This is a genomic window from Glutamicibacter nicotianae, from assembly GCF_002797775.1.
In the GTDB taxonomy this organism is placed as follows: domain Bacteria; phylum Actinomycetota; class Actinomycetes; order Actinomycetales; family Micrococcaceae; genus Glutamicibacter; species Glutamicibacter nicotianae.
Genome location: NZ_PGEY01000001.1, coordinates 3,409,890 through 3,436,319, shown reverse-complemented (window position 1 = coordinate 3,436,319; position 26,430 = coordinate 3,409,890). Strand labels below are relative to the sequence as shown.

At 61.4% G+C, this 26,430-nt stretch carries 22 protein-coding genes and 3 tRNA genes; 9 read left to right on the top strand and 16 right to left on the bottom strand.

The features are described from left to right. Positions 1 to 62: 62 nt before the first annotated feature. Together ispD and ATK23_RS16030 are read right to left on the bottom strand one after the other, a co-directional pair. Positions 63 to 1,331, bottom strand: coding sequence for a 2-C-methyl-D-erythritol 4-phosphate cytidylyltransferase (gene ispD, locus ATK23_RS16035; protein ID WP_083515704.1), 1,269 nt, complete (start codon positions 1,329 to 1,331; stop codon positions 63 to 65). A gap of 77 nt (positions 1,332 to 1,408) precedes the next feature. Next, entirely contained in the window at positions 1,409 to 1,894 is a 486-nt protein-coding gene (locus ATK23_RS16030; protein ID WP_038993823.1) for a CarD family transcriptional regulator, read from the bottom strand. A 354-nt stretch (positions 1,895 to 2,248) separates the two neighbouring features. Between ATK23_RS16030 and ATK23_RS16025 the strand changes: the two genes are divergently transcribed. Further along, on the top strand, positions 2,249 to 2,788 hold the full coding sequence (locus ATK23_RS16025; RefSeq protein ID WP_066144100.1) for a hypothetical protein: 540 nt from the start codon (positions 2,249 to 2,251) through the stop codon (positions 2,786 to 2,788). An 80-nt stretch (positions 2,789 to 2,868) separates the two neighbouring features. On the opposite strand, the gene ATK23_RS16020 is transcribed toward ATK23_RS16025, so the two are convergent. Both ATK23_RS16020 and ATK23_RS16015 read right to left on the bottom strand, forming a co-directional pair. After that, the gene (locus ATK23_RS16020; protein ID WP_038993821.1) at positions 2,869 to 3,549 is read right to left on the bottom strand and encodes a response regulator; all 681 of its coding nucleotides are present in this window, start codon (positions 3,547 to 3,549) and stop codon (positions 2,869 to 2,871) included. Continuing rightward, complete coding sequence (locus tag ATK23_RS16015) at positions 3,546 to 4,760, bottom strand: sensor histidine kinase (RefSeq protein WP_038993820.1); 1,215 nt, start codon at positions 4,758 to 4,760, stop codon at positions 3,546 to 3,548. The genes ATK23_RS16020 and ATK23_RS16015 overlap by 4 nt, the downstream gene beginning before the upstream one ends. Before the next feature lie 227 nt (positions 4,761 to 4,987). On the opposite strand from ATK23_RS16015, the gene phoU reads away from it, so the two are divergent. Then, positions 4,988 to 5,641 (top strand): phosphate signaling complex protein PhoU, encoded by a 654-nt coding sequence (gene phoU / locus ATK23_RS16010; protein WP_038993819.1) that lies wholly within the window; start codon positions 4,988 to 4,990, stop codon positions 5,639 to 5,641. Between the two features lie 280 nt (positions 5,642 to 5,921). Here phoU and ATK23_RS16005 read toward each other — a convergent pair whose 3' ends face one another. From ATK23_RS16005 to ATK23_RS15990, 4 genes are all read right to left on the bottom strand, one after another. Beyond that, positions 5,922 to 6,224, bottom strand: a complete 303-nt coding sequence (locus tag ATK23_RS16005; RefSeq protein WP_038993831.1) for a DUF4193 domain-containing protein — start codon at positions 6,222 to 6,224, stop codon at positions 5,922 to 5,924. 197 nt (positions 6,225 to 6,421) lie between these two features. Beyond that, entirely contained in the window at positions 6,422 to 7,168 is a 747-nt protein-coding gene (locus ATK23_RS16000; RefSeq protein ID WP_066144097.1) for a phosphoglyceromutase, read from the bottom strand. A gap of 130 nt (positions 7,169 to 7,298) precedes the next feature. Continuing rightward, positions 7,299 to 7,616, bottom strand: a complete 318-nt coding sequence (locus ATK23_RS15995) for a DUF2516 family protein (protein WP_038993817.1) — start codon at positions 7,614 to 7,616, stop codon at positions 7,299 to 7,301. 68 nt (positions 7,617 to 7,684) lie between these two features. Then, a complete protein-coding gene (locus ATK23_RS15990; protein WP_066144094.1) occupies positions 7,685 to 8,842 on the bottom strand; it encodes a trans-sulfuration enzyme family protein in 1,158 nt (385 codons plus the stop codon). Positions 8,843 to 8,989: 147 nt separating this feature from the next. Here ATK23_RS15990 and tmk point away from each other — a divergent pair, with 147 nt between their 5' ends. The 4 genes from tmk (at position 8,990) to ATK23_RS15970 (ending at position 12,510) form a co-directional block, all read left to right on the top strand. Further along, the gene (tmk, locus tag ATK23_RS15985; RefSeq protein ID WP_066144091.1) at positions 8,990 to 9,643 is read left to right on the top strand and encodes a dTMP kinase; all 654 of its coding nucleotides are present in this window, start codon (positions 8,990 to 8,992) and stop codon (positions 9,641 to 9,643) included. Then, positions 9,640 to 10,794 (top strand): DNA polymerase III subunit delta', encoded by a 1,155-nt coding sequence (locus ATK23_RS15980; protein WP_038993815.1) that lies wholly within the window; start codon positions 9,640 to 9,642, stop codon positions 10,792 to 10,794. The genes tmk and ATK23_RS15980 overlap by 4 nt, the downstream gene beginning before the upstream one ends. Before the next feature lie 23 nt (positions 10,795 to 10,817). Then, entirely contained in the window at positions 10,818 to 12,353 is a 1,536-nt protein-coding gene (locus ATK23_RS15975; protein ID WP_245858468.1) for an alpha/beta hydrolase, read from the top strand. An 82-nt stretch (positions 12,354 to 12,435) separates the two neighbouring features. Next, positions 12,436 to 12,510, top strand: a tRNA-Thr gene (locus ATK23_RS15970). A 199-nt stretch (positions 12,511 to 12,709) separates the two neighbouring features. On the opposite strand, the gene ATK23_RS15965 is transcribed toward ATK23_RS15970, so the two are convergent. From ATK23_RS15965 to ATK23_RS15945, 5 genes are all read right to left on the bottom strand, one after another. Then, the gene (locus tag ATK23_RS15965; RefSeq protein ID WP_066144086.1) at positions 12,710 to 13,552 is read right to left on the bottom strand and encodes an aldo/keto reductase; all 843 of its coding nucleotides are present in this window, start codon (positions 13,550 to 13,552) and stop codon (positions 12,710 to 12,712) included. A 68-nt stretch (positions 13,553 to 13,620) separates the two neighbouring features. Then, positions 13,621 to 14,070, bottom strand: a complete 450-nt coding sequence (locus tag ATK23_RS15960) for a hypothetical protein (protein ID WP_066144082.1) — start codon at positions 14,068 to 14,070, stop codon at positions 13,621 to 13,623. Positions 14,071 to 14,223: 153 nt separating this feature from the next. Next, positions 14,224 to 14,415, bottom strand: coding sequence for a YbdD/YjiX family protein (locus ATK23_RS15955; RefSeq protein ID WP_066144080.1), 192 nt, complete (start codon positions 14,413 to 14,415; stop codon positions 14,224 to 14,226). A 2-nt stretch (positions 14,416 to 14,417) separates the two neighbouring features. Beyond that, positions 14,418 to 16,652, bottom strand: a complete 2,235-nt coding sequence (locus ATK23_RS15950; RefSeq protein ID WP_245858466.1) for a carbon starvation CstA family protein — start codon at positions 16,650 to 16,652, stop codon at positions 14,418 to 14,420. A gap of 111 nt (positions 16,653 to 16,763) precedes the next feature. Further along, a complete protein-coding gene (locus tag ATK23_RS15945; protein WP_066144159.1) occupies positions 16,764 to 17,741 on the bottom strand; it encodes an NAD(P)H-quinone oxidoreductase in 978 nt (325 codons plus the stop codon). Positions 17,742 to 17,803: 62 nt separating this feature from the next. Between ATK23_RS15945 and ATK23_RS15940 the strand changes: the two genes are divergently transcribed. Beyond that, positions 17,804 to 17,891, top strand: a tRNA-Ser gene (locus ATK23_RS15940). Positions 17,892 to 17,939: 48 nt separating this feature from the next. Here the strand turns inward: ATK23_RS15940 and ATK23_RS15935 are convergent. After that, positions 17,940 to 19,955, bottom strand: coding sequence for an FAD/NAD(P)-binding protein (locus tag ATK23_RS15935; protein WP_066144075.1), 2,016 nt, complete (start codon positions 19,953 to 19,955; stop codon positions 17,940 to 17,942). Positions 19,956 to 20,011: 56 nt separating this feature from the next. Here ATK23_RS15935 and ATK23_RS15930 point away from each other — a divergent pair, with 56 nt between their 5' ends. Then, positions 20,012 to 22,099 carry a prolyl oligopeptidase family serine peptidase gene (locus ATK23_RS15930; protein ID WP_066144156.1) on the top strand — a complete coding sequence of 696 codons (2,088 nt, stop codon included), beginning with the start codon at positions 20,012 to 20,014 and terminating at the stop codon, positions 22,097 to 22,099. 63 nt (positions 22,100 to 22,162) lie between these two features. Then, a tRNA-Ser gene (locus ATK23_RS15925) sits at positions 22,163 to 22,254 on the top strand. Between the two features lie 955 nt (positions 22,255 to 23,209). Here the strand turns inward: ATK23_RS15925 and ATK23_RS15920 are convergent. Both ATK23_RS15920 and ATK23_RS15915 read right to left on the bottom strand, forming a co-directional pair. Next, positions 23,210 to 24,124 carry a hypothetical protein gene (locus ATK23_RS15920; protein WP_066144072.1) on the bottom strand — a complete coding sequence of 305 codons (915 nt, stop codon included), beginning with the start codon at positions 24,122 to 24,124 and terminating at the stop codon, positions 23,210 to 23,212. 30 nt (positions 24,125 to 24,154) lie between these two features. Beyond that, positions 24,155 to 26,275, bottom strand: coding sequence for a RecQ family ATP-dependent DNA helicase (locus ATK23_RS15915; protein ID WP_066144069.1), 2,121 nt, complete (start codon positions 26,273 to 26,275; stop codon positions 24,155 to 24,157). Positions 26,276 to 26,430 lie beyond the last annotated feature (155 nt).

Genomic DNA, 26,430 nt, shown 5'->3' with positions numbered 1-26,430 from the left:
CACCCTTTGTGCTTCACTTGTGACGCTCTCGATGACCTAAGCCCGCGGCAGCGCCGACGGGCCTAGTGCGAAACCGGATAGACCAGTGCAGTGGCATAGGCGGTCACGCCCTTGCCCTCCCCCTCGTACCCCAGTCCGTCGCTGGTAGTCGCAATGACGCTGACTGGGGCGCCGATCGCCGCGCTCAGCACCGCGTTGGCCTCTTCGCGGCGAGCGGCGAAGCGCGGGCGGCGGCCGACGAACTGCACCGAGACATTGCCGATCTCGAAGCCTGCCTCGCGCACCAGGCGGGCGGCTTCTGCAATCAGGCTCACACCGCTGGCCCCGGCGAACTCCGGGCGGTCCACCCCGAAGTGCGTGCCCAGATCGCCTATGCCCGCTGCGGAGAACAGCGCATCGCAGGCAGCGTGCGCTACCGCGTCGCCGTCGGAGTGGCCGGACAGCCCGATGTCGTCCGGGAAGTGCAGTCCTGCCAGCCACATTTCGCGGGCCGGGTCGTCGCTGACCGCGTGGACATCGATGCCGTTGCCGACTCGTGGCAGGATCATGGCTTCTTCCTTTGCACTGGGGTTGCTGGCCAGGTGGCTTGCCGCGAGCTTGCCGGCGGCGTCGAGGTCTTCGGGGTAGGTGACCTTCAGTGCTTGCTGCGATCCGGGCAGCACCTGGACTTCGGCGCCGAAAGCCCGCACGATCGACGCGTCATCGGTGACCAGCTCCAGTTCGGCTTCGGTGCAGGAATCCAGCCGGGCGTGCGCCGCGCGCAGCAGCGCCGCGTCAAAGCCCTGCGGGGTCTGCACCGCGCGCAGGGTGGAACGCGCCGGGGTTTCCTTGATGATCTCGTGCTCGCCGGAGGCATCGGGCTGGACCACGCAGATGGTGTCGGTGACGTCCAATGCCGGAATCACCGCGTTGCACTGCTCATCGGCGAGGGCGTGCAGCACCCTTTCATGCAGCTCGGCCGGGGCGAAAGCGCGGGCTGCGTCATGGACCAGGATATTCGCGGCCTCTGAACTGGCGACGGCCAGTCCGGCGCGAACCGACGCGGCGCGGCTTGCACCACCGGGCACGGTACGGACCCGTTCCCCGTACTGGGCCATGGCTGCGGCCAGGCGCTCGTCCTTCGGCGGGGTCACCACAATGATTTCGGTGATCTGCCCAATCCCGAGGATCCGGTCCACTGCATGTTCTGCCAGGGACTTCCCGGCCACCTGAACCATCGCCTTGGGAATTCCTGCGCCAAGACGGGTTCCCATACCGGCCGCAACCAGGATCAGGCTTGAATTTTGCGCTTCGCTTTGCTTCACAGCGCCCAGCTTATCGTGCCTCGTCATCCTGATTCGGCTGCTTTAACGCCAAAAGCCGTGAAACGCTTGGGAGCGTTTCACGGCGATGCGTTACCGGAACTGGGTTAGGCCGAAGCCAGAACCTCGTCCAAGAGGCCTTCCGCCTTGGCCTCGTCCAGATCCTTGGCCAAGGCCAATTCACTGATCAATACCTGGCGAGCCTTGGCCAGCATGCGCTTTTCGCCTGCCGACAGACCACGGTCGTTTTCTCGGCGCCACAGGTCGCGAACTACTTCTGCAACCTTGATGACATCGCCGGAAGCGAGCTTCTCGACATTTGCCTTGTAGCGGCGCGACCAGTTGGTCGGCTCTTCGGTAAATTCAGCACGAAGGACATCGAACACATGGTCCAAGCCTTCCTGACCTACCACGTCACGTACGCCAACAAGATCAACGTTCTCGGCTGGAACCTCAATGGTCAGGTCGCCCTGAGCCACCTTGAGCTTGAGATACATTTTCTCTTCGCCCTTGATCTTGCGCATCTTGATCTCTTCGATCATTGCGGCACCGTGGTGCGGGTAGACAACAGTCTCGCCAACCTCAAAAACCATGTGGATAAACCCCTTTCCCACGTTCTAGTCTACCATGTTTGCTATTCATGGCCTTGCGACTGTGCCCCATATAACCGCGAATTCATGCGGAATTGCCTCTTCCACTTGCAAGAGAAACATGCTATGAAGAAGATAAGGCAGTCGATTGCACACCACCCTCTTTCCCAGCGACGGTTGTCTACAACTTGTCGAAAAGCGTGTGTTGCACGTCGCTAAATCGCGTCTTTGCGTGAAAAACAGCTAGGCTTAGAGGTAATCGTGGTCCTTTTCGCGGCTGCCCCTGCCCCAGGTGCAGCCGATTCAACCGGCCACGAACCCGAAGCAACTCATTATTCTCACCGAGGAGTTAGTGTCGTGATCACCGCACGCATGACCGCTGGACGTCGCATCGCCGCGTCCCTCGCTGTGGCTGCCCTGGCATTCGGTGTCACCAGCTGTGGCGCCATCAACGAGCAGGCCACCAACATGGACTACGCCGCCAGCGATGGCGTCAACGTCGATGTCGCAGACGCCAAGGTCCGCAACCTGATGTTCGTCACCAACAGCGACGACACTGAAGCCCGCCTGATCGGCTCGGTAATCAACGCCGGCGATTCCGCGCTGACCCTGTCGGTCAAGGCCGAGAACACTGCACCTGTCTCCATCCAGGTTCCTGCCGATGGCGCTATCAAGCTTGAAGATGACAAGAACGAGCAGATCATCAAGAACTTGGGCATCCCTGCTGGCCAGCACGCACCTTCGGTCTTCACCGTCGCCGGCGAGAACGTGGAATTCAGCGTTCCAGTAGTCGATGGCACCCTTGCCGAATACCGCGACTTCGTACCGGGCGGTGCCGATGAGTCGGTCACCGAGCACCTGACCCCGGAAGAGACCCACTCGACTTCGGGCCACTAGGCTCCCCAAGCCGAAACAGCAGCCCCGGACAGAATCACTGATTCTGTCCGGGGCTGCTGCCGTATCCGGTCTATTTGGCCTTAGACCACGAACTTGTAACCCAGTCCGCGCACGGTCACCAGGCGTTCAGGGACTGCCGGGTCAACCTCGATCTTGGAACGCAGGCGCTTGACGTGCACATCCAGGGTCTTGGTGTCGCCCACATAGTCGCTGCCCCAGACGCGGTCGATCAGCTGTCCGCGGGTGAGCACGCGGCCGGCATTGCGCAGCAGCATTTCCAGCAGTTCGAATTCCTTCAGCGGCATGGACACCTCGGTGTTGTCGACCGAAACCACATGGCGTTCGACGTCCATGCGCACCGGACCGGCAGTGACCACGTTGCTGATCAGCTCCTCACCTTCGCCCTGGCGTCGCAGCACGGCGCGGATGCGGGCCAGCAGTTCGCGGGAGGAATACGGCTTGGTGACGTAGTCGTCGGCACCGAGTTCCAGGCCCACCACCTTGTCGATCTCCGAGTCCTTCGCAGTGAGCATGATGACCGGGACCTGGCTGTTCAGGCGGATCTGACGGATCACCTCGGTGCCCGGCTGGCCCGGAAGCATCAGGTCCAGCAGCACCAGGTCTGCGCCGTGGCGTTCGAACTCGGTGACTGCCTTCAGGCCATCGTCGGCGATCCGGACTTCGAAGCCTTCGCGTTCGAGCAGGAAGGACAGCGGGTCTGAGAGCGACTCCTCGTCCTCAACGATCAATATGCGGGTCATCGGCGTCCTCCTTCACGATCGGACGCACTCGCCTCGATCGTTCGTTCCTTCATCGTCTGGCCGGCAAGCGCATTGCTGGTCGCCGGTTCTTCGTCCGCTAGGGGAAGTCTTAGGGTAAATGTTGATCCGTGGCCGGGCTGCGACCACAGGGACACTTCGCCGCCGTGGTTGGCCAGCACGTGCTTGACGATGCTCAGCCCCAGCCCGGTGCCGCCGGTCTGCCGCGAGCGTGCGGAGTCCACGCGGTAGAAGCGCTCGAACACGCGCTCCTGCTCCTCGGGCGAGATGCCCGGTCCCTGGTCGGTCACCGAAATCTGGGCGTAGCCATCGCGCTGGCGGATCCCCACGCCGACAGTGGTGTGCTCCGGCGAATAGCGGATGGCATTGTCGATCAGGTTGCGGATAGCGGTCATCAGCAGGTCCGCATCGCCCAGGATCGGCTCTTCGAGATGGCCGCCCACGGTAATGGTGATGCCCTTTTCCTCGGCAATCAGGTGGCTGCGGTCCACGGCTTCTGCCACGACGCTGTCGATATTCACTTCCTGGCCCTGCACGATCGCGTCGGATGCCTGCAGCCGGGAGAGCTCGATGATGTCCTGCACCAGGGCCGCCAGGCGCCGCGATTCCTTGTCCATCCGGGTGGAGAAGCGGCGTACCGCCTTCGGGTCGTCGGCGGCTTCGGTGATGGCTTCGGCTAGCAGCCCGATGGCGCCGACCGGCGTTTTCAGCTCGTGGGATACGTTGGCCACGAAGTCATTGCGCATCGCTTCGGTACGGGTGATTTCGGTGCGGTCGTCGGCCAGCAGGAGGATGTATTCGTCTCCCAGCGGAGCGACGCGCACGTGGACAATCAGCTGCCCGGCACCGAGCGTGGAGCGCTGCAGCTCGTACTGACTTTCGGCAATCACGCCATCGGCGCGCACCTGGCGTACCAGCGAGAGCAGTTCGTTGTGGACCAGCGTGTGCCCGCGCACCAGCCCGTAGGCATAGGAGGCAGGGTTGGCCCGGACCACTCCGTCAACGTCATCGAGGATCACGAAGGCTCGTCCGATGACCGACAGGACGGCGGCCGCCCCCTCGGGGAGCACGGGCTCGTCGACTTGCGGCAGCTTCGAAGAGCGGGCCTGGGAGAGCCGGAAGGCGATGACGCCAACGATCCCCAGAGCCAGGCCGAGGACGCCGGCTATAAGAGTCGAGATCACTTCGTTCACATCTTTAGACTAGCTTCACCTGTGGGCGGCTCCAGCCCTAAATGACGTGTTTTAGTCGATTTCGGCGCGCTGTTCACCAAACGTTCACTTTTCGTGGCATATTCGTTAATCACCCGCTGACAAGCTGGAGCAAGACCCTCCACCATGCCACAAAACTGTCTCGTGGCGGGTGGCTGCCACGGCAGTCCACCATCCGGCATGGATACCGACACTCGAAAGGAACTGCTGTGCGTAAGGTATTTCAGGCAGACCTGCAGCAAATTGGCGAAGAACTCATTGAGATGGCCAACCAGGTAGCAACCGCAATGGACCGCGCTTGGGAATCGCTAGCCAACGTGGACGTCGATCTGGCACAGGAAGTCATTGCGGCGGACGCGAAGATCGACTTCCTGCAGAACCAGCTCGACGAACGGGCCATCGACACCTTGGCCCTGCAGGGGCCGGTAGCCAGCGACCTGCGCATGATTGTCGGTTCGCTGCGCATGAGCGCGTCGCTCGAGCGCATGGGCGATTTGGCCCGCCACCTGGCGCAGCTGACTCGTCTGCGGTTCCCCAACCCGGCGATCCCGGCCAAGATTTCCGACACCTTTGCCCAGATGGCAAAGATCGATATCGACATCGCCAAGGCGGTCGCGCGCCTGCTGGACACCCGCGATCTGAAGATCGCCACCGAAATCATCGAACTGAACCACGAGCTGGATCGTTTGCACTCCAGCGTCTTCACCCAGGTCGCGGCCGAGGACTGGGACGCCAACGCGCCAACCACCGTGGATGTGTCACTGACCAGCCGCTACCTTGAGCGCTTCGGCGATCACGGCGTGTCCGTAGCCCGCAAGGTCACCTACCTGGTGACCGGCGAATGGGATCCAACCGAAATCTAGCTTCTCGGAGCATTGGCTCGATTGCATAGCCATGGCGCCTGCCGTCCGGTACCAACGGATGGCAGGCGCCTTTTTTGTTCTTCAATTTTGCTTGGACGCGGCATGGGACTTCCGGCTGGGCGCTCCAGAGAGCACGCTGTGCGTCCTTGTTGGCCCCGATGAGGAAGCTGGCCCAGCCAAGGATTCCAGCTCGTTAAACGGGTAGAGGGCTACCCACCGATCGGTGGGCTGCCCTCTGCCCGTTCTCGGCGCACGAATGGCGCCAGCGTCTAGCGGGTTTCTAGCCTTCGCACTCGACGCAGAAGCCTACGTTGCCTTCTTCGCGCACCAGCTGCGAACGGTGGCGGATCAAGAAGCACGAGCCGCAAATGAACTCGTCGTCTTTCTGTGGAATGACCGTAACGGTCAATTCCTCGTTGGAGAGATCCGCGCCTGGCAGATCCATGCCATCGGTGTGATCGGTCTCGTCGAGCTCGCGCACCACCGACTTGGCGTCCGGTGCGTTTGCGGACTTCACCGCATCCAGAGAAGCCTTGCGTGCCTCAGCAACGTCTGGGCGGACTTCATCGTAATCAGTTGCCACGAATTGCATTCCTAACGTGAGCCATTGAGCCTATTCGAAATAGGAGATTACAGCATACTAATGCCAAAAATACAATCGTGCGCAGTTGTTTCGCTCACAGCCGGATGCCTGGCGTTATCCCCGCATTAATAAGCAGACGGCGGCTTCGCGATCACCGGCCCATGGCCGGTCATCGCGAAACCGCCGAAAAGCGTGTCCTACTTGCGACCTTGGTTGGCGACGGCCTTGATGGCGTCGGCCGCGGCCTCTGGATCCAGGTAGGTTCCGCCCTTGGTGATTGGCTGGAAGTTGTCATCCAGTTCATAGACCAGCGGGATGCCGGTCGGGATGTTCAGGCCGGCAATGTCTTCATCGCTGATGCCGTCCAGGTGCTTGACCAGTGCGCGAAGGGAGTTGCCGTGGGCGGTGACCATGACGGTCTTGCCTGCCGACAGATCGGCCTTGATGTTGTTCTCCCAGTACGGCAGCATGCGCTCCAGCACGTCCTTGAGGCACTCGGTACGCGGGGCGGAGTCGCCCAGCGCCGCATAGCGCTCATCATTGATCTGGCTGAATTCCGAGGAGTCGTCCAGTGCTGGTGGCGGGGTGTCGTAGCTGCGGCGCCATTCCATGAACTGCTCTTCGCCGAATTCGGCCAAGGTCTGCGCCTTGTCCTTGCCCTGCAACGCACCGTAGTGGCGTTCATTCAGGCGCCAGTCGCGGTTCACCGGAATCCAGGAACGGCCGGCGGCTTCCAGAGCCAGGTTCGCGGTGACAATTGCGCGGGTCAGCAAGGAGGTGTGCAGCACCTCCGGCTTGTAGCCTGCTTCGGCCAGCAGCTGGCCGCCGCGGGCTGCTTCAGCACGGCCCTTCTCGGTCAGCGAGACATCGTACCAACCGGTGAACAGGTTCTTTTCGTTCCATTCGCTCTGTCCGTGGCGAAGCAAAATCAAAGTGTGGCTCATGGAATCTATCCTAACCAATGCGCAAGCCCACTCGCGCGAAAGTTAAGGCCCGTGGTTAAAGTGCGAAGACCTGCGCTCCGCCATCAAGCGGATGCAGGTCTTCGTGAAAACTTGGGTGCCTTGGCGCGGCCTAGTAGTTGTACCAGCCGCCGCCCTTGCCGCTCACGGCAGGCTTGACGTCCGCAAGGTACACGCAGGCGATGCAGGCGCCGATTAGCTGCAGGAAGCCGATTCCGCCCTGTCCAAGCATGCCCAGCAAGGCTACAGCGGTGCTGGCCACTGTCAGACCGAGCCAGAAGCCCTTGGTGCGCTTGCCTTCCTGGGCGAAGCGATCCGCGCCATGGCGCAGGCAATCAACCAGAGCCCAAACGGCGAGCGCCACGATGACAACGCTCAGGGCGATCATCATGTAGTACTCGATCAGTCGGGCTACGTGCATCATGTTCATGCCTTCACTCTACCTTTGCGACGCATTTGAAGGGCACTGTGCCACGCGCGGAAATTGGCCCCGCGGCATCAGAGCCGGTCCAGGGCCTGCTTCAGATCTGCCCAGAGGTCTTCCACTTCTTCAATGCCTACCGACAGGCGGATCAGGCTGGCAGGGACGCTGGCCGGTTCGGAAGCGTGGCGTGCCCGCCGCTCGGCCAGGGACTCCACTCCTCCCAGCGAGGTGGCACCGGTGATGAGCGTGAATGCATCCAGCACCCGGTCGGCTTCTTCGGCAGAGCCGCCCGCTTCGAAGGCGATCACCGAACCGAACCCGCCCATGAGTTCGGCAGCGCGCGCGTGGCCCGGGTCATTGGCCAATCCCGGGTAGCGCACTGCCTGCACCTTGGGATGCGCCGCCAGCCGTTCGGCCAGCAGCTGGCTGTTCGACTGCGAGCGTTCAAGGCGTACGGCCATGGTGCGCACCCCGCGCAGGGCGAGGAAGGTATCCATCGGTCCGGCGATCGCGCCATGCAAGGTCCGGTATCCGTGCAGTCGGCTGTGCAGCTGTTCGTCGCTGGTGACCAGCGCGCCCATGATCACATCCGAGTGGCCCGAGAGGTACTTGGTCACCGAGTGCACGACAAGGTCGGCGCCGTGGACCAGCGGCTGCTGCAGCAGCGGGGTGGCAAAAGTGTTATCCACGATGCTCAGCACGTTCTTCACTTTCGCGCCGGCCAGCAGTGCCGGCAGGTCTGCAACTTCCAGCATGGGGTTGGTCGGCGATTCCACCCAGAGCGCATCGGCCCCATCCAACGCGGCGAGCACTTCGTCGGTGTTGGCAATGTCCACCGGGCGGATGCTCAGCCGTCCAGCTTCTTGCAGTTCCGAGCTCAGCGCCAGCGAACCGTTATAGGAATGCCGTGGCATCACCAGCACGCCGGCCTCTGGAACGAGGCTCAATGCCGCGGCAATAGCTGCCATGCCGGAGGAGAAAACCAGGGCCTGCAGGGTTGCCGCTTCGAGCTGGCCCAGCACTTCCTCGAAGGGATCCCAGGTGGGGTTGGAGAACCGCGCATAGACGCGTTCGCCGGGCGCCGCCTGGCCCTTGGAATGGTAGGTAGAGGTGAAGGTGACCGGGTGGTTAACTGGAACGTCGTAGCCATGGGCCGGACGCCCACCGGCAACGAGCAATGTCTTCGGGTCCCAGGACGGGTTGGAGCCTTGTTCTGCGGTGCGGGGGTCCATGGAAAAAACTCTACGCTGGATCGGGTACTGCCAAACGGTGGATTTCACTACATTTCATGTGACTGATCCACCACACTTGACGTATTTCCAATGCCCAAGCAGCCGTTGCAGTACGCATCTTTAAATGTCCTTGGATAGGCTAGTGGGGTGAGTAGAGATTCGAGTTCCCCAACCCGTGGCTTGTTCATCGTTTTCGAGGGCGGCGACGGCGCCGGCAAGTCCACGCAGGTCGCGCTGGCCAAGCAGTGGCTGGAATCCCGTGGAGCCAAGGTCGCCACGACCCGCGAACCAGGTGGAACCCAGATCAGCGAAGAGCTGCGTTCCCTGGTGCTTGACCACGGCCACGGCGAAATCGATGCGCGTACCGAGGCTCTGATCTACTCGGCGGCGCGTGCCGCCCATGTCCAGCAGGTCATCTCCCCCGCGCTGGAGGCCGGAACCCACATCATCTGCGACCGGTTCGTCGATTCCTCGCTGGCCTACCAGGGCATGGGCCGCGAACTCGGAATTGATGCCGTCGCATCAATCAACGACTTCGCAACCGGCGGTTTGAAGCCGGATGCCACCATCATCCTCGACATCTCCGCCGCGCAGGGGCGTGCCCGGCGCATTGCGGCCAGCGGCGGGGTGGAGCAGTCGGATCGCTTGGAATCCGAGCCGGATGATTTCCATGAACGCATCCGCAACGCCTTCCTCGATTTGGCTGCCCGTGATCCGCGGCGCTACCTGGTCCTGGACGCCACCGCCAGCGTGGAGCAGCTGCACCAATCGGTTGTGCAGCATCTGGCGGGCCTGCTGTGACCCGGCCGGTCTTCGCGGACCTCGCCGGGCAGGAACGCGTCATTGACACGTTGACCGCCGAGGTTGATCGCGGCAACCCCACCCATGCCTGGCTGGTAACCGGCCCCCCGGGTTCGGGCCGCACCACCGCGGCGCGTGCTTTCGCGGCGGCGTTGCAGTGCACCCAGACTCCGGCCGGCTGCGGCGAGTGCGCCAATTGCAAAATGGTGATGAATTCGGAGCACCCTGATGTGTCCTTCGTTTCCACCGACAAGTTCGAGTACCAGATTGCCGATGTCCGCCACCTGATTACCCGTGCGCAGGAAAGCGCTGGCACCGGCCGCTGGCGCATCATCATCATCGAAGATGCAGACCGCATGTCCGAGCGCAGCACCAACGTGCTGCTCAAGGCCATCGAAGAGCCTCCAGCCAAGATGATCTGGATCCTCAGCGCCCCGTCCCCCGCCGATGTGCTGGTGACCATCCGGTCGCGTTGCCGCGCGGTAAACCTCTCCGTGCCTTCCACCCAGGACGTTGCAGATCTGCTGGTGCGCCGCGATGGGCTGGAACCGGATCAAGCGTTGTTCGCTGCCCGGGTTTCGCAGTCGCATATCGGTGTAGCCCGCTTGTTGGCCCGTGACGAGCAGGCACGAATCCAGCGCGAGAAAGTCGTTACGCTGCCGCTGCGCACCACGACCTTGCCGCAGGCGATGGCGGCGGCCGCAGAAATCTCCAAGCTGGCCAGCGAGCGTGCCGAAAACATCACCGGCACCGACCTGCAGAACAAGATTGCCCAGCTGCGCCATGCCAATGGCTTGGGTCCGGAAGAAACCATCCCGCCTGGATTGCGCGGGCAGTTCAAGGCGCTGGAGGATGATGCCAAGCGATTTGCCCGGCGTGCGGCGTTCGATGCCCTGGACCGGACGCTGACGGACCTGACCACCTTCTTCCGGGATGTCTTGAGCATCCAGCTGAAAACCGGTACCGAGCTGATCAACGAGCACCTGCGCGAGAAGCTGGAGCGGTTCGCTGCGGAACAGTCCAGCGAGAAGTCCTTGGCCCAGCTTGATGCCATCAATGAAACCCGTGGCCGCCTGGCCGCCAACGTCAACCAGCTCATGGCGCTGGAAGCGCTCATGACCCGTCTGCTGCCACAGCCCGGACGCCGCTAACCCATCCCAAGGAGACACGAACAGTGCCTGCACGCTCACCGATGAAGCGCTTGGCCGCAGTAGGGACTGCCATGGCCTTGGGCCTGGCAGGCTGCTCTTCCCCCACAGCGGATTCGCCATCCAGCGCATCGAATGCCCCGAAGCCCGCGCCGAACACCAGTGCGCCTGAAGGATTGGAAACCTTCTATACCCAAAGCCTCGACTGGGAAAAGTGCGGCAGCGTCATCGAATGCGCCACCATCCAGGTTCCGATGGATTACGAGAACCCCGAAGGCGAGAGCATCGAGCTGGCCCTGAACCGCCGCGCCGTGGACGGTGCGACGCGCAATATCCTGGTCAACCCCGGTGGCCCTGGTGGATCTGGACTGGACATGGTGTCGTCCACGGTCCCGAGCATGTTCAGCGATGACCTGCAGCGGGCCTACAACGTCATCGGCTTCGATCCTCGAGGGGTGGGCGAAAGCTCCCCGATCACGTGCCAAAGCGCTGCCGAAACCGATAAGGGGCGCCAGGAAAACCTGCTGGCGTGGGTTCCCGAGGACCAGCACGAGATCATCGAGAGCGCCGAGGACTACGCGGCTGACTGCGCGTCCAATACCGGCGAGCTGCTCGACCACGTCGATACCGAATCGGCAGCCAGGGACATGGACGTGATCCGTGCTGTGCTCGGTGATGCGCAGCTGGACTACCTCGGTGTCTCCTACGGAACCTTCTTGGGCGCAACCTATGCTGACTTGTTCCCGCAGAATGTGGGGCGTTTCGTGCTGGACGGAGCCATGGATCCTTCGTTGCCAGCTGCCGAAGTGACCTTGGCCCAGGCTGTGGGGTTCGAGAAGGAAATCGACGCGTGGCTCGCCAGCTGCCTTGAAAGCGGCAATTGCCCTTTCACCGGAACCGTCGAAGAGGCCAAGGTGCAGCTGCAGCAGTTCTTTGCGCAGGTGGAGAACGAGCCGATGACCGCCAGCGATGGGCGCGTCGTTCCGATCATCGACTTCGTCAACGGCTTCATTTTGCCGCTCTACGATGATGCCAGCTGGTCCTATTTGACCGACGCCATGAACGCCGCGGTCAACGACGGGAATGTAGACATCATCCTCAGCCTGGCGGATCTCTCGGCAGACCGCCAGAGCGACGGCACCTATGCTTCGAATTCGAGCGACGCCTACGTAGCCATTGATTGCCTGGATCGTCCAACGGACAGCAGCCAAGAAGCCATGCAGGCCGAAGCGACCGAGCTAATGCGTGCGGCTCCGACCTTGGGCAAGTATCTGGCCTACAGCGGCATCGCCTGCGAGGCCCTGGACTTCGAATCCACTGGCAAGCCCGAGGTGCTCGACGCGAAAGGCTCGAATGAGATCCTCGTCATTGGCACCGTCGGTGATCCAGCCACCCCATATAAGTGGTCCGAGGCCCTGGCCAAGCAGCTGGATAACGCGACCTTGCTGACCTATGAAGGCCATGGCCACACCGCCTATGGGCGTTCCAACGAGTGCATTACCAAGGCGGTGGATGAGTACCTGATCGACGGCAAAGTCCCCGAAGCGGGCACCCGCTGCTGATTGGGCCTGATGATGTCATCGCCGTTTTGACGTTCAGACAATTCCTCGGATAAAGTGACGTGGTGCCTGTTTACAGGCACAGGCCTCCTTAGCTCAGGGGTAGAGCAGCTCCCTCGTAAAGAGCAGGTCGCCGGTTCAAATCCGGCAGGGGGCTCCACGTGAAGAAAACCCCGGAATCGCGAACAACTCGTGGTTCCGGGGTTTTCGCCATCTTCAGCGGTTCTTGCCAACTGAGTTCGGCCTTTGCACCCCACGGACTTCATTCGCGTCCCATATATGCCCCAACGACAACTTGGGATATGCGAACAGGCCCTGGTTCCAGATGAAACCAAGGGCCCGTTCTTGGGGTCGGTGTTCTATTCGAAGTCGGCGGTGGCCGGGTCAGCCGAGATGCGGCCTTCGGCGCCGCGATCCAGGGTAGCGATGGCTGCCAGATCTTCTTTGTCCAGCTTCACATTCAATGATTCGAAGTTCTCGACGATGCGCGATTCGGTGGTCGACTTCGGGATGACGACATTGCCTAGGGCCAGATGCCAGGCGATGACTACCTGCGCCGCCGATGCGCCATGCTTCTTGGCGATGTCCGCCAGTACTGGGTCGCTCAGCAGTTCACCGCCGTGGCCCAGCGGGGACCACGACTCATGCAGGATGCCGTGCTCGGCTTCGTAGGCGCGCAGGTCGGTCTGGGGGAAGTACGGGTGGGTTTCAACCTGGTTGATGACCGGGCGGACTCCAGTTTCGGTGTAGAGCTCTTCGAGTGCTTCCTTGGTGAAGTTGCAAACGCCAATGGACTTGGCCTTGCCGTCCTTCTGCAACTGGATCAGCGCCTTCCAGGTGTCCACGTAGGTGCCGCGCTTCGGCTGCAACCAGTGGATCAGGTACAGGTCGACGTACTCCAGGCCAAGGCGCTGAAGCGAAGCATCCGCTGCGGCCATGGTCTTCTCATAACCCTGGTCCGAGTTCCAGACCTTGGTGGTGATGAACAGTTCTTCGCGCGGCACGCTGCTGGCGGCAACTGCACGGCCGACTCCAGCTTCGTTTCCGTAGATGCGCGCGGTGTCGATGTGGCGGTAGCCAGCGTCGATGGCCTTGCCAACGGCCACTTCCGCGTCGGCGTCGGCGACCTTCCAGACGCCGTAGCCAAGCTGGTCGATGGTGTTTCCGTCAAGGAACTTCAGTTCAGGGATTGTTTGGGTCATGCAACTAATTTAGTTCACCGATGCGTGCGGCACGGCGAAAAACCACGCCAGCGATCGGGAGAACCCAATTATTCGCTGGAAGCGAGATTTTGCGCGGCCCGGCTGACGTCTTCTTCCACCAGCTTGGCCCGATGGCGCACCGCCTCGATGTCGATCGGCTGGCCGGCTTCCGCCTGCATCCGCATCATCGCGATTACCTGTGCGGTCGTCGCCAAATCGTTGGCCGCTTTGGTCAGCGAACGGTGCGCCGCCGAGGTCAGCTGCGGGATCGTGTCGTCATTGCTCGGGGTGATCCGCTGCGCCGCGCAGCATAGCTGGCGCACGGTCGGCAGCAGCACTGCCATCTCGTTGGCTTCCTTGACGAGCTCGTTGTACACCTGGTCATCAGTGATGCCTTCAACCACCTGGAAGACCCGGTCCAATGACCGCTGGAAACGGTCATGTGCGCGACGCCAGACGCCCTCTCCGAGTTCGCGAGTAGCAGCACGCTCAGCGCGCAGTCGTGAAAAGAACGCCATTACACTTCTCTGCCGGTGGTTTCCGATGGATTACTGGTTCTAGCCTACCGGGATCACCACAGTGTTCCCGGCAACGCAGTCGACATAAAACGAAACCGGCCGTGAGGGCCATCCGCTGTTGCGGATGGCCCTCACGGCCGGTTCCAGTCGGGTTCAGCAGCAACGCCCCTCGGGGTTCTTTTCCTGCCAGTCGGTGTAGTCCTTCCAGAACTCACGCTCGGTCATCGGCTTGGCGGTGGGATGATTGCGTTCGTGGTGTTCCAGGTAGTGCTGGTACTTGTCGGCACCGAGCACTCCGTCGACAAACTTCTTGGCTTGCCCCAGGCGTTCCAAAAGCGTAGCCATGGCTAGTGGCCGCCGCGCTGGACTTGGGCTTCGGCAGGGACCTGCTTCCAGGCCTTTTCAAGCTCCTTTTCAGCAGGCGACGAGATCAAGCCGGCAGGTGCGTACATCTTCGATGGCACGGCCGGATCCTCGGTGCTGGTGCCGCCGCCGTTGCGCTTGGCCTTGATGGTTGCGACGACAGCCGAGACCAGCACGATCGCGGTCAGCAGCAGGAAGACCACGGACAGCCAGCCCTGGACACCGGTGTTGCGCACCACGGCCTCCATTGCTTCAACGCTGCCCGCCGAGCCGAGGGAAGTCTCGCCATTGGCCAACGCTTCCTTGTAGGCGTTGTGGTTCGCGAAGTAGCCGACCTTGGTGTCTGCGGAGAAGATCTTCTGCCAGCTGGCCACGAAAGTGATCACCACGGTGAAGGCCAGCGGCAGGGCGACAACCCACAGGTACTTGAAGTTGTTCTGCTTGGCGATGATGGTCATCACCACTGCCAGCGCAATCGCTGCCAGCAGCTGGTTGGCGATGCCGAACAGCGGGAAGAAGGTGTTGATGCCGCCCAGCGGATCGGTTACGCCGAGGATCAGGATGTAGCCCCAGCCGGCGACCATGATCAACGTGCACAGCCACACGCCCGGACGCCACGAGGTGTCCTTGAACTTCGGGATGAAGTTGCCGATGGTGTCCTGCAGCATGAAGCGTGCAACACGGGTACCGGCGTCAACCGCGGTCAGGATGAACAGCGCTTCGAACATGATCGCGAAATGGTACCAGAAGCCCATCATCGCGGTGCCGCCGAACCACTGGTGCATGATGTGCGCAATGCCCACAGCCAGCGTCGGTGCGCCACCGGTACGCGAGACCACCGAGTTCTCGCCGACGTTATTAGCCAGTTCGGTCAGCTGGTTCGGATCCAGGCTGACGCCGACCAAGCCCAGCGAGTTCACGAACACCGCGGCGGTTTCCACCGTACCGCCGGTGGCGGCAGCCGAGGAGTTCATCGCGAAGTAGATGCCGCGGTCGATGGAGATCGCTGCAACCAGCGCCATGATGGCCACCATGGATTCCATCAGCATGCCGCCGTAGCCCAAGAAGCGGGTCTGCTTTTCCTTCTCGACCAGCTTCGGGGTGGTACCAGAGGAAATCAGGGCGTGGAAGCCGGAGAGAGCGCCGCAGGCGATGGTCACGAACAGGAACGGGAAGATATGCCCGGCCACGACCGGGCCATCAGCTCGTCCGGCGAACTCGGAGAAGGCAGGAACATCGATTTCCGGGCGGACAACGATGATCGCCACGGCCAGCAGGGCGATAACGCCGATCTTCATGAAGGTCGACAGGTAGTCGCGCGGAGCGAGCAGCAACCAGACCGGAAGCACCGCGGCGATGATGCCGTAGATGATGATCGCCCAGGCGATGGTGGTGCGCTCCAGGTGGAAGAACTCGGCACCCCACGCGGATTCGGCAATCCAGCGGCCGGAGATGATCGCGAACATCAGCAGCACGAAGCCGATGACTGAGATTTCCAGGACCTTGCCCGGGCGGATGAACCGCAGGTAGATGCCCATGAACAGAGCGATAGGAATAGTCAGGCCCACCGAATAGACGCCCCAAGCGGACTCGCCCAGCGCATTGACGACCACCAGCGCCAAGATGGCGGTAATGATGATCATGATGGTCAGGGTGGCGATCAACGCGGCGGTGCCGCCGATCAAGCCCAGTTCCTCGCGAGCCATCTGGCCCAGCGAGCGTCCACCGCGGCGCATGGAGAAGAACATGACCAGGTAGTCCTGGACCGCACCGGCCAGCACCACGCCCACGATGATCCAGATGGTTCCGGGCAGGTAGCCCATCTGCGCTGCGAGGATCGGGCCAACCAGCGGACCGGCGCCGGCGATGGCCGCGAAGTGGTGGCCGAAGAGGACCCGGCGGTCGGTGGGTACGAAGTCGCGGCCGTTATTGACCGATTCGGCCGGGGTAGCGCGGAAATCATCCGGCTTGGCGATCTTGCGCTCGATGAACTTCGAATAGAAGCGGTAGGCAATCAGGTAGGTCGCGACAGCGGCAAAGACGAACCAGATGGCATTGATGGTTTCCCCGCGCGAGAAGGCGAGGATCGACCATGCGATGCCGCCGACCAGTGCAATGGCAACCCAGATGCCGATCTTGGCCGGGGTCCAGCGCTTTTCTTCGCGTTCGGCAACCTCAGGATCGACACCCGCTGGTGGCAAGGTATTTTGGGTCCTCAATTTGAGCAACCTCCTAGGAACGGTGCAAGTGATGTGAGTGACCAGTGGTTATTAAACAAGTCACGTATTTAATGACTACGCAGTCACCTTACAACCGGTTCGCCCGTTGCATTAAACCTTTATGACAACTTTTCCGGTGTGTTCGCCAGAATCAAAGTATTCATGGGCGGCGGCCAGCTCCGCGAAGTCCATCGTCTTGGTGACATTCAGGGCCAGTTTTCCCTGTTCCAGCAGCGGCAGCACCTTGGTGGTGGTCTGGCGAACGATTTCCGCCTTTTCGCCCAGCGGGCGGGAACGCAAAGTCGTGCCGATGATCCGCGCCCGCTTGTTCATCAGCAGGCCCAAATTCAGTTCCGCCTTGGCACCGCCTTGCAAACCGATGACTACCATCCGCCCGCCGACGGCGAGCGCCTTGACGTTCTCCCCCAGGTACTTGGCGCCGACAACATCCAGGATCAGGTCAACGCCCCTGCCATCGGTCAATTCCTTGATGCGGGCAGAAAAATCCTCTTCGCGGTAGTTGATCCCTTCATCGGCGCCGAGCGCACGGCAGTAGTCCAATTTTTCTGCCGACGAAGCGGTGACGATGACGCGGGCCCCGGCGGCCTTCGCGAGCTGTATGGCCATGGAGCCGATGCCGCCGGCACCGCCATGGATCAATAGCGTCTGCCCATGGCCCAGTCCGCCTTCGATGAAGAGATTGGAAACCACGGTGGCAGCGACTTCCGGCAACCCGGCGGCGTCGATGGTCGAGACCGACCCGGGGATTTCTATGAGCAGCTCTGCCGGAACATTGACGTACTGCGCATACCCGCCGCCAGCGAGCAGGGCTGCAACACGCGTTCCGGGTTTCCATCCGCTGACGCCTTCGCCGATGCCCACGATGGTGCCGGCAACTTCCAGCCCAGGGATGTCGCTGGCCCCGGGAGGTGGCGGATACACGCCCTTGCGCTGCTGCACATCCGCGCGGTTCAGCCCGAACGCCTCGACTTTGACCAGCACTTCTCCCGCCGCGGCGACCGGAATTGGCCATTGCACCAGCTCGAGGACTTCTGGCCCACCGGCACCGTTGTAGATATAGGCGTTCATAACGTCGTTCATGGCCTTCAATTCCTTTCGAGCGGGGTTCATGCCGTATACTTTTTCGGGTTGGATGGTTGTCCGAGCGGCCGAAGGAGCTGGTCTTGAAAACCAGTAGGCGGCAACCCCGTCTCATGGGTTCAAATCCCATACCATCCGCGTTCTACGGTTTGGCGGGCTGATCTTCGGATCAGCCCGCCAAACTGCTTAATCCTGTTCTGCGCTCAACTTTCCGTTGCCGCTCAGCCCCGCAAGACGCGCCACTTCATTCACCACGTTGGCCGCGTCGTGCAAGGTCCGGGCCGCAGGCCTGCGCAGGTCTCCAGCTTGGGCGGCAATTGCCGTTCCCCACTGCGCAGATGACAATTGCAATCCCAGAACAAACAGCCCACGGTGCGCCAGCCCTTCGCTGTTGACCAGACGGTATGGCTCGCCGACCACGTCGAAACCTGATCCGGGCAGGCTTTCGCCTTCCGCATTCTTCCACGTGTGCACGCGCGCCACATGATCACCCAGCAGCTGCTTGATCAGCGGCGAGCTGTTCTGCAAGACGCGGTTGCTCGGCATCATCGCCTCGCACATGATTCTCGCAGTATGCACTTCAGCGTCGACCCACGGCGAGGATGCCGTGAACTGCTCCGACACCTCATCGAAGCCGAACTCCGGATCCGGGCCGACGAAGGAGACGATTCCCGCACGCGACAGCGCCAGCAGCTGCTCAATGCGTTCCAGCGGTGGACCGGATGACAACCCTTCGACCAATGGCTCGAAGTGCGCCTGGATTTCCTCGATGCGCGACTGCTCGTCGATCACGCCCGAAGCGATCAGTTCCTTGATCAGCATGCGCCCGGCATTCATCGTCATGATCGCGCAGGACAACGGGTCGTCAAGTCCACCGGTGCTGTGCCGGGCATTGTCGACGAGGTAGTCGCGTACGCTCTGCTGGTACTGCTCATCGGAGTTGAATCCGACTTCCTCGAATGGCCTGGCCAGCTTTGGAACGTCGAGCCACTGCAGCTGCGGGAACTGCTCGATGAATTTGCGCAGTTCGCCAAGCCACACCTGGCTTCCTTCATGATGCTCGGCAGAGAGAATCGCTTCGAGCCGCTCAACGAACTCGCGCTCGCCAAAGCCATCAGGGGCGCCATGCACGCGGGCACAGCTGCTGTAGTAGGCGAACAGGATGTCGCGATGCAGTTTCGGCCAAATATGGCGTGAGAACACCAAGGACGCGGCAGGATTGGTGGCGCGGGCTTCGGCGAGGCGTCCAATCAGTTCCGGCGCGTCGAAGTAGCGAAGCTCGATTTCATCTGGAATGAACTGGTCCACCACTGGTTTGCCCCAGTACGGGGTTCCTCGCCGCGAAGCCACGATCAGTGCCGGCTCCCGACCTGAGGCAATGTATTCAAGGCGGTGCCCCGGCTCGGTGCTGGACTCGCGGAAGATTCCGCCACGGCCCGCTGTCAGCTCGGCCATGCCGTCGAAGAAATTCAACCCCAACCCGCGGATCAATGCCGGCTGGCCTTCCTTGAAGCGGGAATAGTCGAGGTCTGCAGGGACGTTCGGCGGCATGTAGGTCGCCCCTGCCTGCGCGGCTGCTTCCTCGAGCTGCTTCTGCCACGGGTTCAGCTCAGCCGGCTGGTGGCCCAGGGCCAGCACCACGGCGTCGGCGTCGAGCTGACGGGTTTCAGCACTGTCCTGGGCACTGCTGAAATCGACCTGGTAGGCGTTGCCTACGGGGCGGACAGCGACCACTTCTGCGGCAACATGCTGGATGCTGAAATTCTCGTGGGCGGCGAGAATGGAGGCGCTGCGGTCATAGACATGCTCAAGGTACTCGCCGTAGATTGCGCGTGAGGGATAGGTCCCGGGTTCAATCCGCTCGATCAGCTTGGCGTGCTCGTCGGTGAGTTTTCGTCCGTCGCCGCGAAGCTCCACGAACTGGCGAAAGCTCAGCCCCGGTTCAGCGCCTTCCCGTTCGGGGGCAACCGTCGGAAATGACGACGGGGTGTTCATCAGGAAATTCTGGGACTGCTCCGGGTTCCACACGTGGCCCGAACCCGGAGTGAATGGGTCGAAAACCGTCACTTTCAGGACGGTGCCTTGTTCCGGGAGGTTCAACGCCAAATTGGCGAGTCGTTCAACCACGCTGGTGCCGCGCGGGCCTGCCCCGACCAGGACCAGGCTGAACTCGTTCTTGGGTGCTGCCTTCTCGCTGTTCACTTCTCTAGGTTATTACCTTTGGACCACGTCATGGGCCAGACGCATAGACTATGGCCATGACTGAGCATGTTTCTGAGGTTGCAAGCACCGATCCATATTCCTGGCTTGAAGGAATCCACGACGAAACGGCACTCGAATGGGTGCGGAACCAGACCCAGCGCACAGAGTCCGAACTCTACGACGGAACGTTCCACGCAAATGCGCAGCGGATCAAGACGGTTCTCGATGCCCAGGACCGCATTCCGATGGTGAACAAGCGAGGCGAGCACTACTACAACTTCTGGCGCGACTCGGCCCATCGCCTTGGGCTGTGGCGCCGCACCACTTGGGATTCCTACCTCAGCGACAACCCGCAGTGGGAAGTCCTGCTGGATCTTGACCTGCATGCGCGGCAGGAAGGCCACGAATGGCATTTCGCTGGTTCAGCACTGCTGCGGCCCGCCTCCGGTGATGCGTATGAGCGTGCGCTGCTTCGTTTGAGCCCTGACGGCGGCGACCAAGTACGCATTCGCGAATTCGATCTGACGTCCAAGAGCTTTGTTCCCGACGGATTCGACCTTCCTGTCGCGAAGACCCAGGCCTCGTGGATTGACCGCGATACCTTGCTGGTCGGTTCCGCAACCAGCGAGCAATACACCACCCGTTCAACCTACGCGAACACCTTGCGGCGGCTCAGCCGCGGCATGGAAATTGAACAAGCCCCAATTCTCTTCGAAGTCGACAAGGAACATGTCGCAGCATTCGGCTACTACGACTCGACTCCCGGATTCGAACGAATCGTCACCACCGACGCCATCGACTTCTACAATTCCACTGCCGGGGTCTTCATCGATGGGGAACACCATCGGATCGATGTACCAACCGATGTGCAGGTGAGCCTCCACCGGCAGTGGGTCCTTTTTGCCCCGCAAACCCAATGGGAACACCAAGGCCAGCAGATCGCTGCCGGTTCATTGGCCATCGCCCGGTTGGACGCATTCCTTGAGTCCGGCAGCATCGAGAAGGTCCTATTCAACCCGGATGCGCACACGGCTCTGGAGTCACTGAGCTTCACCGCCAATTACCTGTTGCTCACCGTCTTGCACGACGTGGCTTCGCAGGTGCGCATCATCGATCTGGCAGACCAGTTCAGCCAATCCGACATGCCGTTGGAGGATCCAATGCTCAGCGTCTCGGTGGGAGCTGTTGACGATGAAGATCCGGCGCACGGCGATGACTATTGGATGACCATCACCGGCTTCATCACCCCGACGACCCTGTTGCGCGGCACTGTCGGCACCCAGGCAGAAGTTGTGAAGAAATCACCGGATCGTTTCGATGCCGACGGTTTTGAAGTCACCCAGCACTTCGCGACATCCGCGGACGGAACCAGGGTTCCCTATTTCCAGGTCGCGGCAGCTGATCTGGTGCACGACGGGAAGAACCCGGTACTGATGGATGGCTACGGCGGTTTCCAGCACAGCATGACGCCCGGCTACGCAGCGGCGATGGGCACCGGGTGGCTATCGCGCCGCACCGATGACGGCCGCAAGCCGGTATACGTCATGACGAACATCCGTGGTGGTGGTGAGTACGGCCCAGCTTGGCATCGTGCGGCGCTTCGTGAAAAGCGCCATCGCGCCTATGAGGACTTCGCCGCCATCGCCCAAGACCTTGTGGCCCGCGGGGTAACCTCCCGAGCGCATTTGGCTGCCACCGGCCGGTCCAATGGCGGATTGCTCATGGGCAACATGATCGCCGGCTACCCGCACTTGTTCGGCGCAATCTCCTGCGGCGTTCCGCTCTTGGACATGCAGCGCTATACCCAGTTGGCGGCCGGCCACTCCTGGATTGCCGAGTATGGCGATCCGGAGGTTCCCGGGGACTGGGACTTCCTGCGGACCTTCTCCCCCGTCCATCGGCTCACCGATCAGCCTCATCGAGTCGATGACTATCCGGCCTCATTGATTTGGACCACGACGTCCGATGACCGTGTAGGTCCATCGCAGGCACGCATCATGGCAGCGAAGATGATGGATCTGGGCATTGGCAACGTCAGGTACCACGAGCCGCAGGACGGCGGCCATGCCGGCTCAACGGACAACGAGTCCACCGCGAAAATGCTGGCGACCAGCTACGAATTCCTGTGGCGACAGGTGCGTTAGCTCTCTCGTTTTGGAACACGCACCCATCTTCAGGTAGGCTAGATTCTGCTGGAAACAGCGGATGGACACGTGCCAGAGCGGCCGAATGGACTTCACTGCTAATGAAGGGTCGGGCTAAAACTCGACCGGGGGTTCAAATCCCCCCGTGTCCGCCAAAAAACCCCTAGTCAACTAGGGGTTTTTTCGTTTCCAGGTCAAGAATAAGACCCGTGGGTCAAAACAGTCGGAATACTTCTCCATGCTGTTTTCGTAGCAAACCTCGACAAATGCTCAACGCGACTTGGCCACGCCCAATACAGGGTCACATGGAGAACAACCGGTGCCGTTCAATTCACCGTCATTCGACGCCAACTAAGTGCCATGCGAAAGCCTCTATTGGCCACAAGATCTGCTGTTTAAATTAGTCCAGTCCCCGCTGATGATGCATCAGCGGGGGCCAGGTGCGAGTTTTGCGCCAAGAAACAGAATCCCCATTCTGTTTCTTCAAGGACTTTCGATTCCCCAAAAACGATTGCCCAGCGTGAAACCTAAGCCTAGGATACGTCGTTAAACCTTTAACGCCTAGTAATTTTTCAAACTGGGAAAAGTATTTAATTTCTTCTTTCCACTTCTAATTTTGCTCTTCTGGCATTACAGTTGCCATTGGCTTATGCCAATCAAAGAATCACCAGTCAGGCATCGAGTTCGCAGCCCCCAAACGCGACCTCGAAATGGTGAAGCCCGTCAGTCTCCCCCAATACTGGCGGGTTGCCTGATTAACGAAGAAAATTCCCGACTGGCGCATTGAAAGTTGACCAGCATTTCGTAAAGTGGTCCGTTTCGGGAAACATGCCCTGGGAATCGCCAACAGTCGTTTGGCGCGCCTTAGGCACGTCCATGCGCCAGCCGGTCTCGCGTACACGTTGGTCTTCCTAGGGCGCTAGAAATAATCGCCCGAAGCGCCGGCCTGATTGCGGTGACATTCTTTCTCATCGTCGCACTGATCTGCAGTGCCAATAGCTTGCGAGCAGAAAACGCGAACGGGCGAGCACACCGCGTCGACTTCGGCCAGTCGCCGGCCCAGCCGGGCGCGCGAACGGCTGACCATCCAACGCCGCTGGATTGCCGCTGCTAATCCTCGCGCTTCACGAAAGTCCGCAGCATGTTCTGCACGATATCTTCCGGCAACGACGTATGCCGGACGATAATTTCCGACATCCGTTCCAGATCGGTATCTGCGATGGCATCGAAGAGCGCTTCGCGTTCAGCTTCCGGAAGCTCGGCAGCATCAAAATGCACAGGGCCATCCGGTCCCTGGCCTTCAAAACGGAAGTCTGCGACATTCCCGTTGGCGTTCGCGCCAGACATTGGAGATGTGGAGATCATGCGTTCCAAATCCTCGACCGGCAGGTCCGTATAGCCGTGAAGAATCTTTGCCGCTGCTTCAAAGTTGGAATCCCGCAGCATCGAGAACAGCTGGTCGTATTCATTGGGCGGCAGCTGCTCGCTGGAAAACTCGCGACTCTCGCCGTCAAGCTCAAATGCCATCTTGAAATGCGTGGCACTGGGTTCCTGGAGAGAACTGAACTGCTCGCTCCATTCCTGGGGAACAACCCAGGGTTCATCGGCCGATGCTGGCGCTGACTCGGCAGCGGCAGTTGCCGCCGCTTCTCGATCTTCGCGCTCAACTTGGGCTTCGAGCTTGTCGCCCAGGGCCTTGAGCTCGGTATCATCGTTCGGTAATTCCTTGGCAGGGGCAGTCTGCGGGTACTTGTCGAGGCTGCGGACTGCGATCACGCAATTCTTGACCGAGTCGCCGGTAGCCTCGCGGAAGTCCTTGACCGCGCCCATGATGTCGCCCTTGGCCAAATTGCGGTACACCGAATTGCGGGAAGCATCATCTAGTCTCGCGTTCGCGGCCTGTGCCGCCTCACGGGAAATCGCCTGCGCGATTTGCGCAGTGTTCTTCTTGCGAAGCGCTTGCAGACCGAAGTAGCCCAGGGCAATCACTGCAATGAGGACAACGAGCCAGATGAGAAATTCCATGCTTCCAGACTACTTTGTTTAACTGTGCGATTACCCAGCTACGCCCAAAGTGAAAGGCATGACACCCGGAGCGCCGGCGATCCTCAAGGCCCGTCCAGCCATCGCGATAGACCACCGCGAATCGACCAGGTCGTCAACGAGCAGCACCGGCCCTGGAGCATTGGCAATGAGCTGTTCAAGCTGGGTTGGAAGTTCGAACGCATCAGCTACCGCGGCAACACGGAAAGCCGAGTTTCCTCCGGGACCGTTCTGCGGTCCAGGACCGCGATATTCGAGCTGGCCCAGATAGCGCAGCCGACCTACTTCGGCCAGGCCTTGGGCCAGCGAGGTGATCAGCTGGGGGCGCTTATTCGATGGCATGGCCACCACACCCACCGGGCGTTCCTCCCAGTTCCATTCGGCCAGCACCTTGATGCAGGCCTCGAACATCGCCTTGTCGATCGGGTTGTCGGCAGGGTCGGCGAAGATCTGGCGCAAGCGGTTGCCCCAGCCGAGGTCGGTCAACCGGGCCAGCGCACGGCCCATGGCCACCTGCTCGTCAACAGGGATCTTGCCTTTGAGAGCGTAGCCCAGCCGATCCAGTCCGGAGGGGTACAGCTTGCGCGGCTCGATAGGCACACCCACCCGGCCCAAGGCCGCCTGCGCACTGTCCTTGGAGTCGTCGGGAATATGGTCGTCGAACCACACACCGGCGCAGTTGTCGCACCGGCCGCACGGCGCGGACTGCGGGTCATCCAACGCATCGGTCAGGAACTGCATGCGGCAGCCACGCGTGTTCTCATAGCTGACCATGAGGTTCTGCTCATGGACCCGGCTTTGCGCCACCCGCTTGTAGCGATCGGCATCATAGGTCCACGGCATGTCCGTGCGCATCCAGCCGCCAGCCACGCGCTCCACTGCGCCGTCCACCGCCAGGACCTTCAGCAGCAGCTCAAGCGGCGAGCGCCGAAGGTTCACCGCGCTTTCCAGCGCCGGGACACTCATCGCCCCGTCGGCCTTGGCCAGGGCCTCGAGCACCTGGGTGGCACGCTCCTGGTCCGGCATGGAGCTGGTGGCGAAGTATTCCCAGATTTCCGAGTCGTCGGGCCCGGGCAGCAGCAGCACATCCGCGTTGACGCTTCCACGTCCGGCACGGCCCACCTGCTGGTAGTAAGCCACCGGCGAGCTGGGCGCACCGACGTGCAGCACGAAGCCGAGGTCCGGCTTATCGAAGCCCATGCCCAAGGCGCTGGTGGCGATCAGCGCTTTCACTTCATTGTTCTTCAACGCCTGCTCAAGACGTTCGCGTTCTTCCAGATCGGTGCGTCCGGTGTACGCGGCAACTTCGTGCCCGGCGTCCTTGAGCAGTCGGGCAATATCCTCTGCGCCAGAAACCGTCAGGGTGTAGATGATCCCCGACCCCTTGAAGTCCTCGATGTGGCTGAGCAGCCAGGCCAACTGCATCCGCGGCGAAGCCAGGCGCAGGACACCCAGGCGCAGCGAGTCGCGGGCCAGGGTGCCGCGCAGTGTGAAGACCTCTTCGGTGCCTCCGGCCAGCTGTTCGGCCACATCCTGGACGACTCGGCTGTTCGCGGTGGCGGTAGTCGCCAGCACCGGCAGGCCCTGGGGCAACCGGGCAATCAGATCGCGGATGCGGCGGTAGTCGGGACGGAAATCGTGGCCCCAGTCGGAAATGCAGTGCGCTTCGTCGATCACCAGCAGGCCCAGTCGCTGCATCAGCATCGGCAACTGCTGCTCGCGGAAGGATGGATTGTTCAAGCGCTCCGGGGATACCAGCAGCACATCGAGCTCATTGCGCTGCAGCTTTTCGAGAATCTCGCGCCATTCGAGCACGTTGGCCGAGTTGATGGCCGCGGCGCGGACGCCCGCACGCTCCGCGGCCGCGACCTGGTCGCGCATCAGGGCCAGCAGCGGCGAAACGATCAGTGTTGGCCCGTAGCCCTGTTCGCGCAGCAGCAGGGAAGCGATGAAGTACACCGCGGATTTGCCCCAGCCGGTGCGCTGGACGACGAGCGCTCGGCGCCGCTGGGCCACCAGCGCGCTGATCGCTTCGTACTGTCCGTCATGGAACTGCGCGTCCGGGTTTTGCACCAGGGCGCGCAGCTTCTGCAGTGCCAGCGTTTTCAGATCCACTTGCGTTGAGCCATCCATGCCTCCAGTATTTCAGTTCCCGCCTACCGATTTGGCTCGCGGCGCCCGCGGATTGTGGATGGGCTCTGCCCGGCGGAGGTGCGGCCAGGATCCATCAGCAGAAATGTTAGGCATTTCCCACCCGCATTCGCCTGCATCTCAATGATTTGAATCGG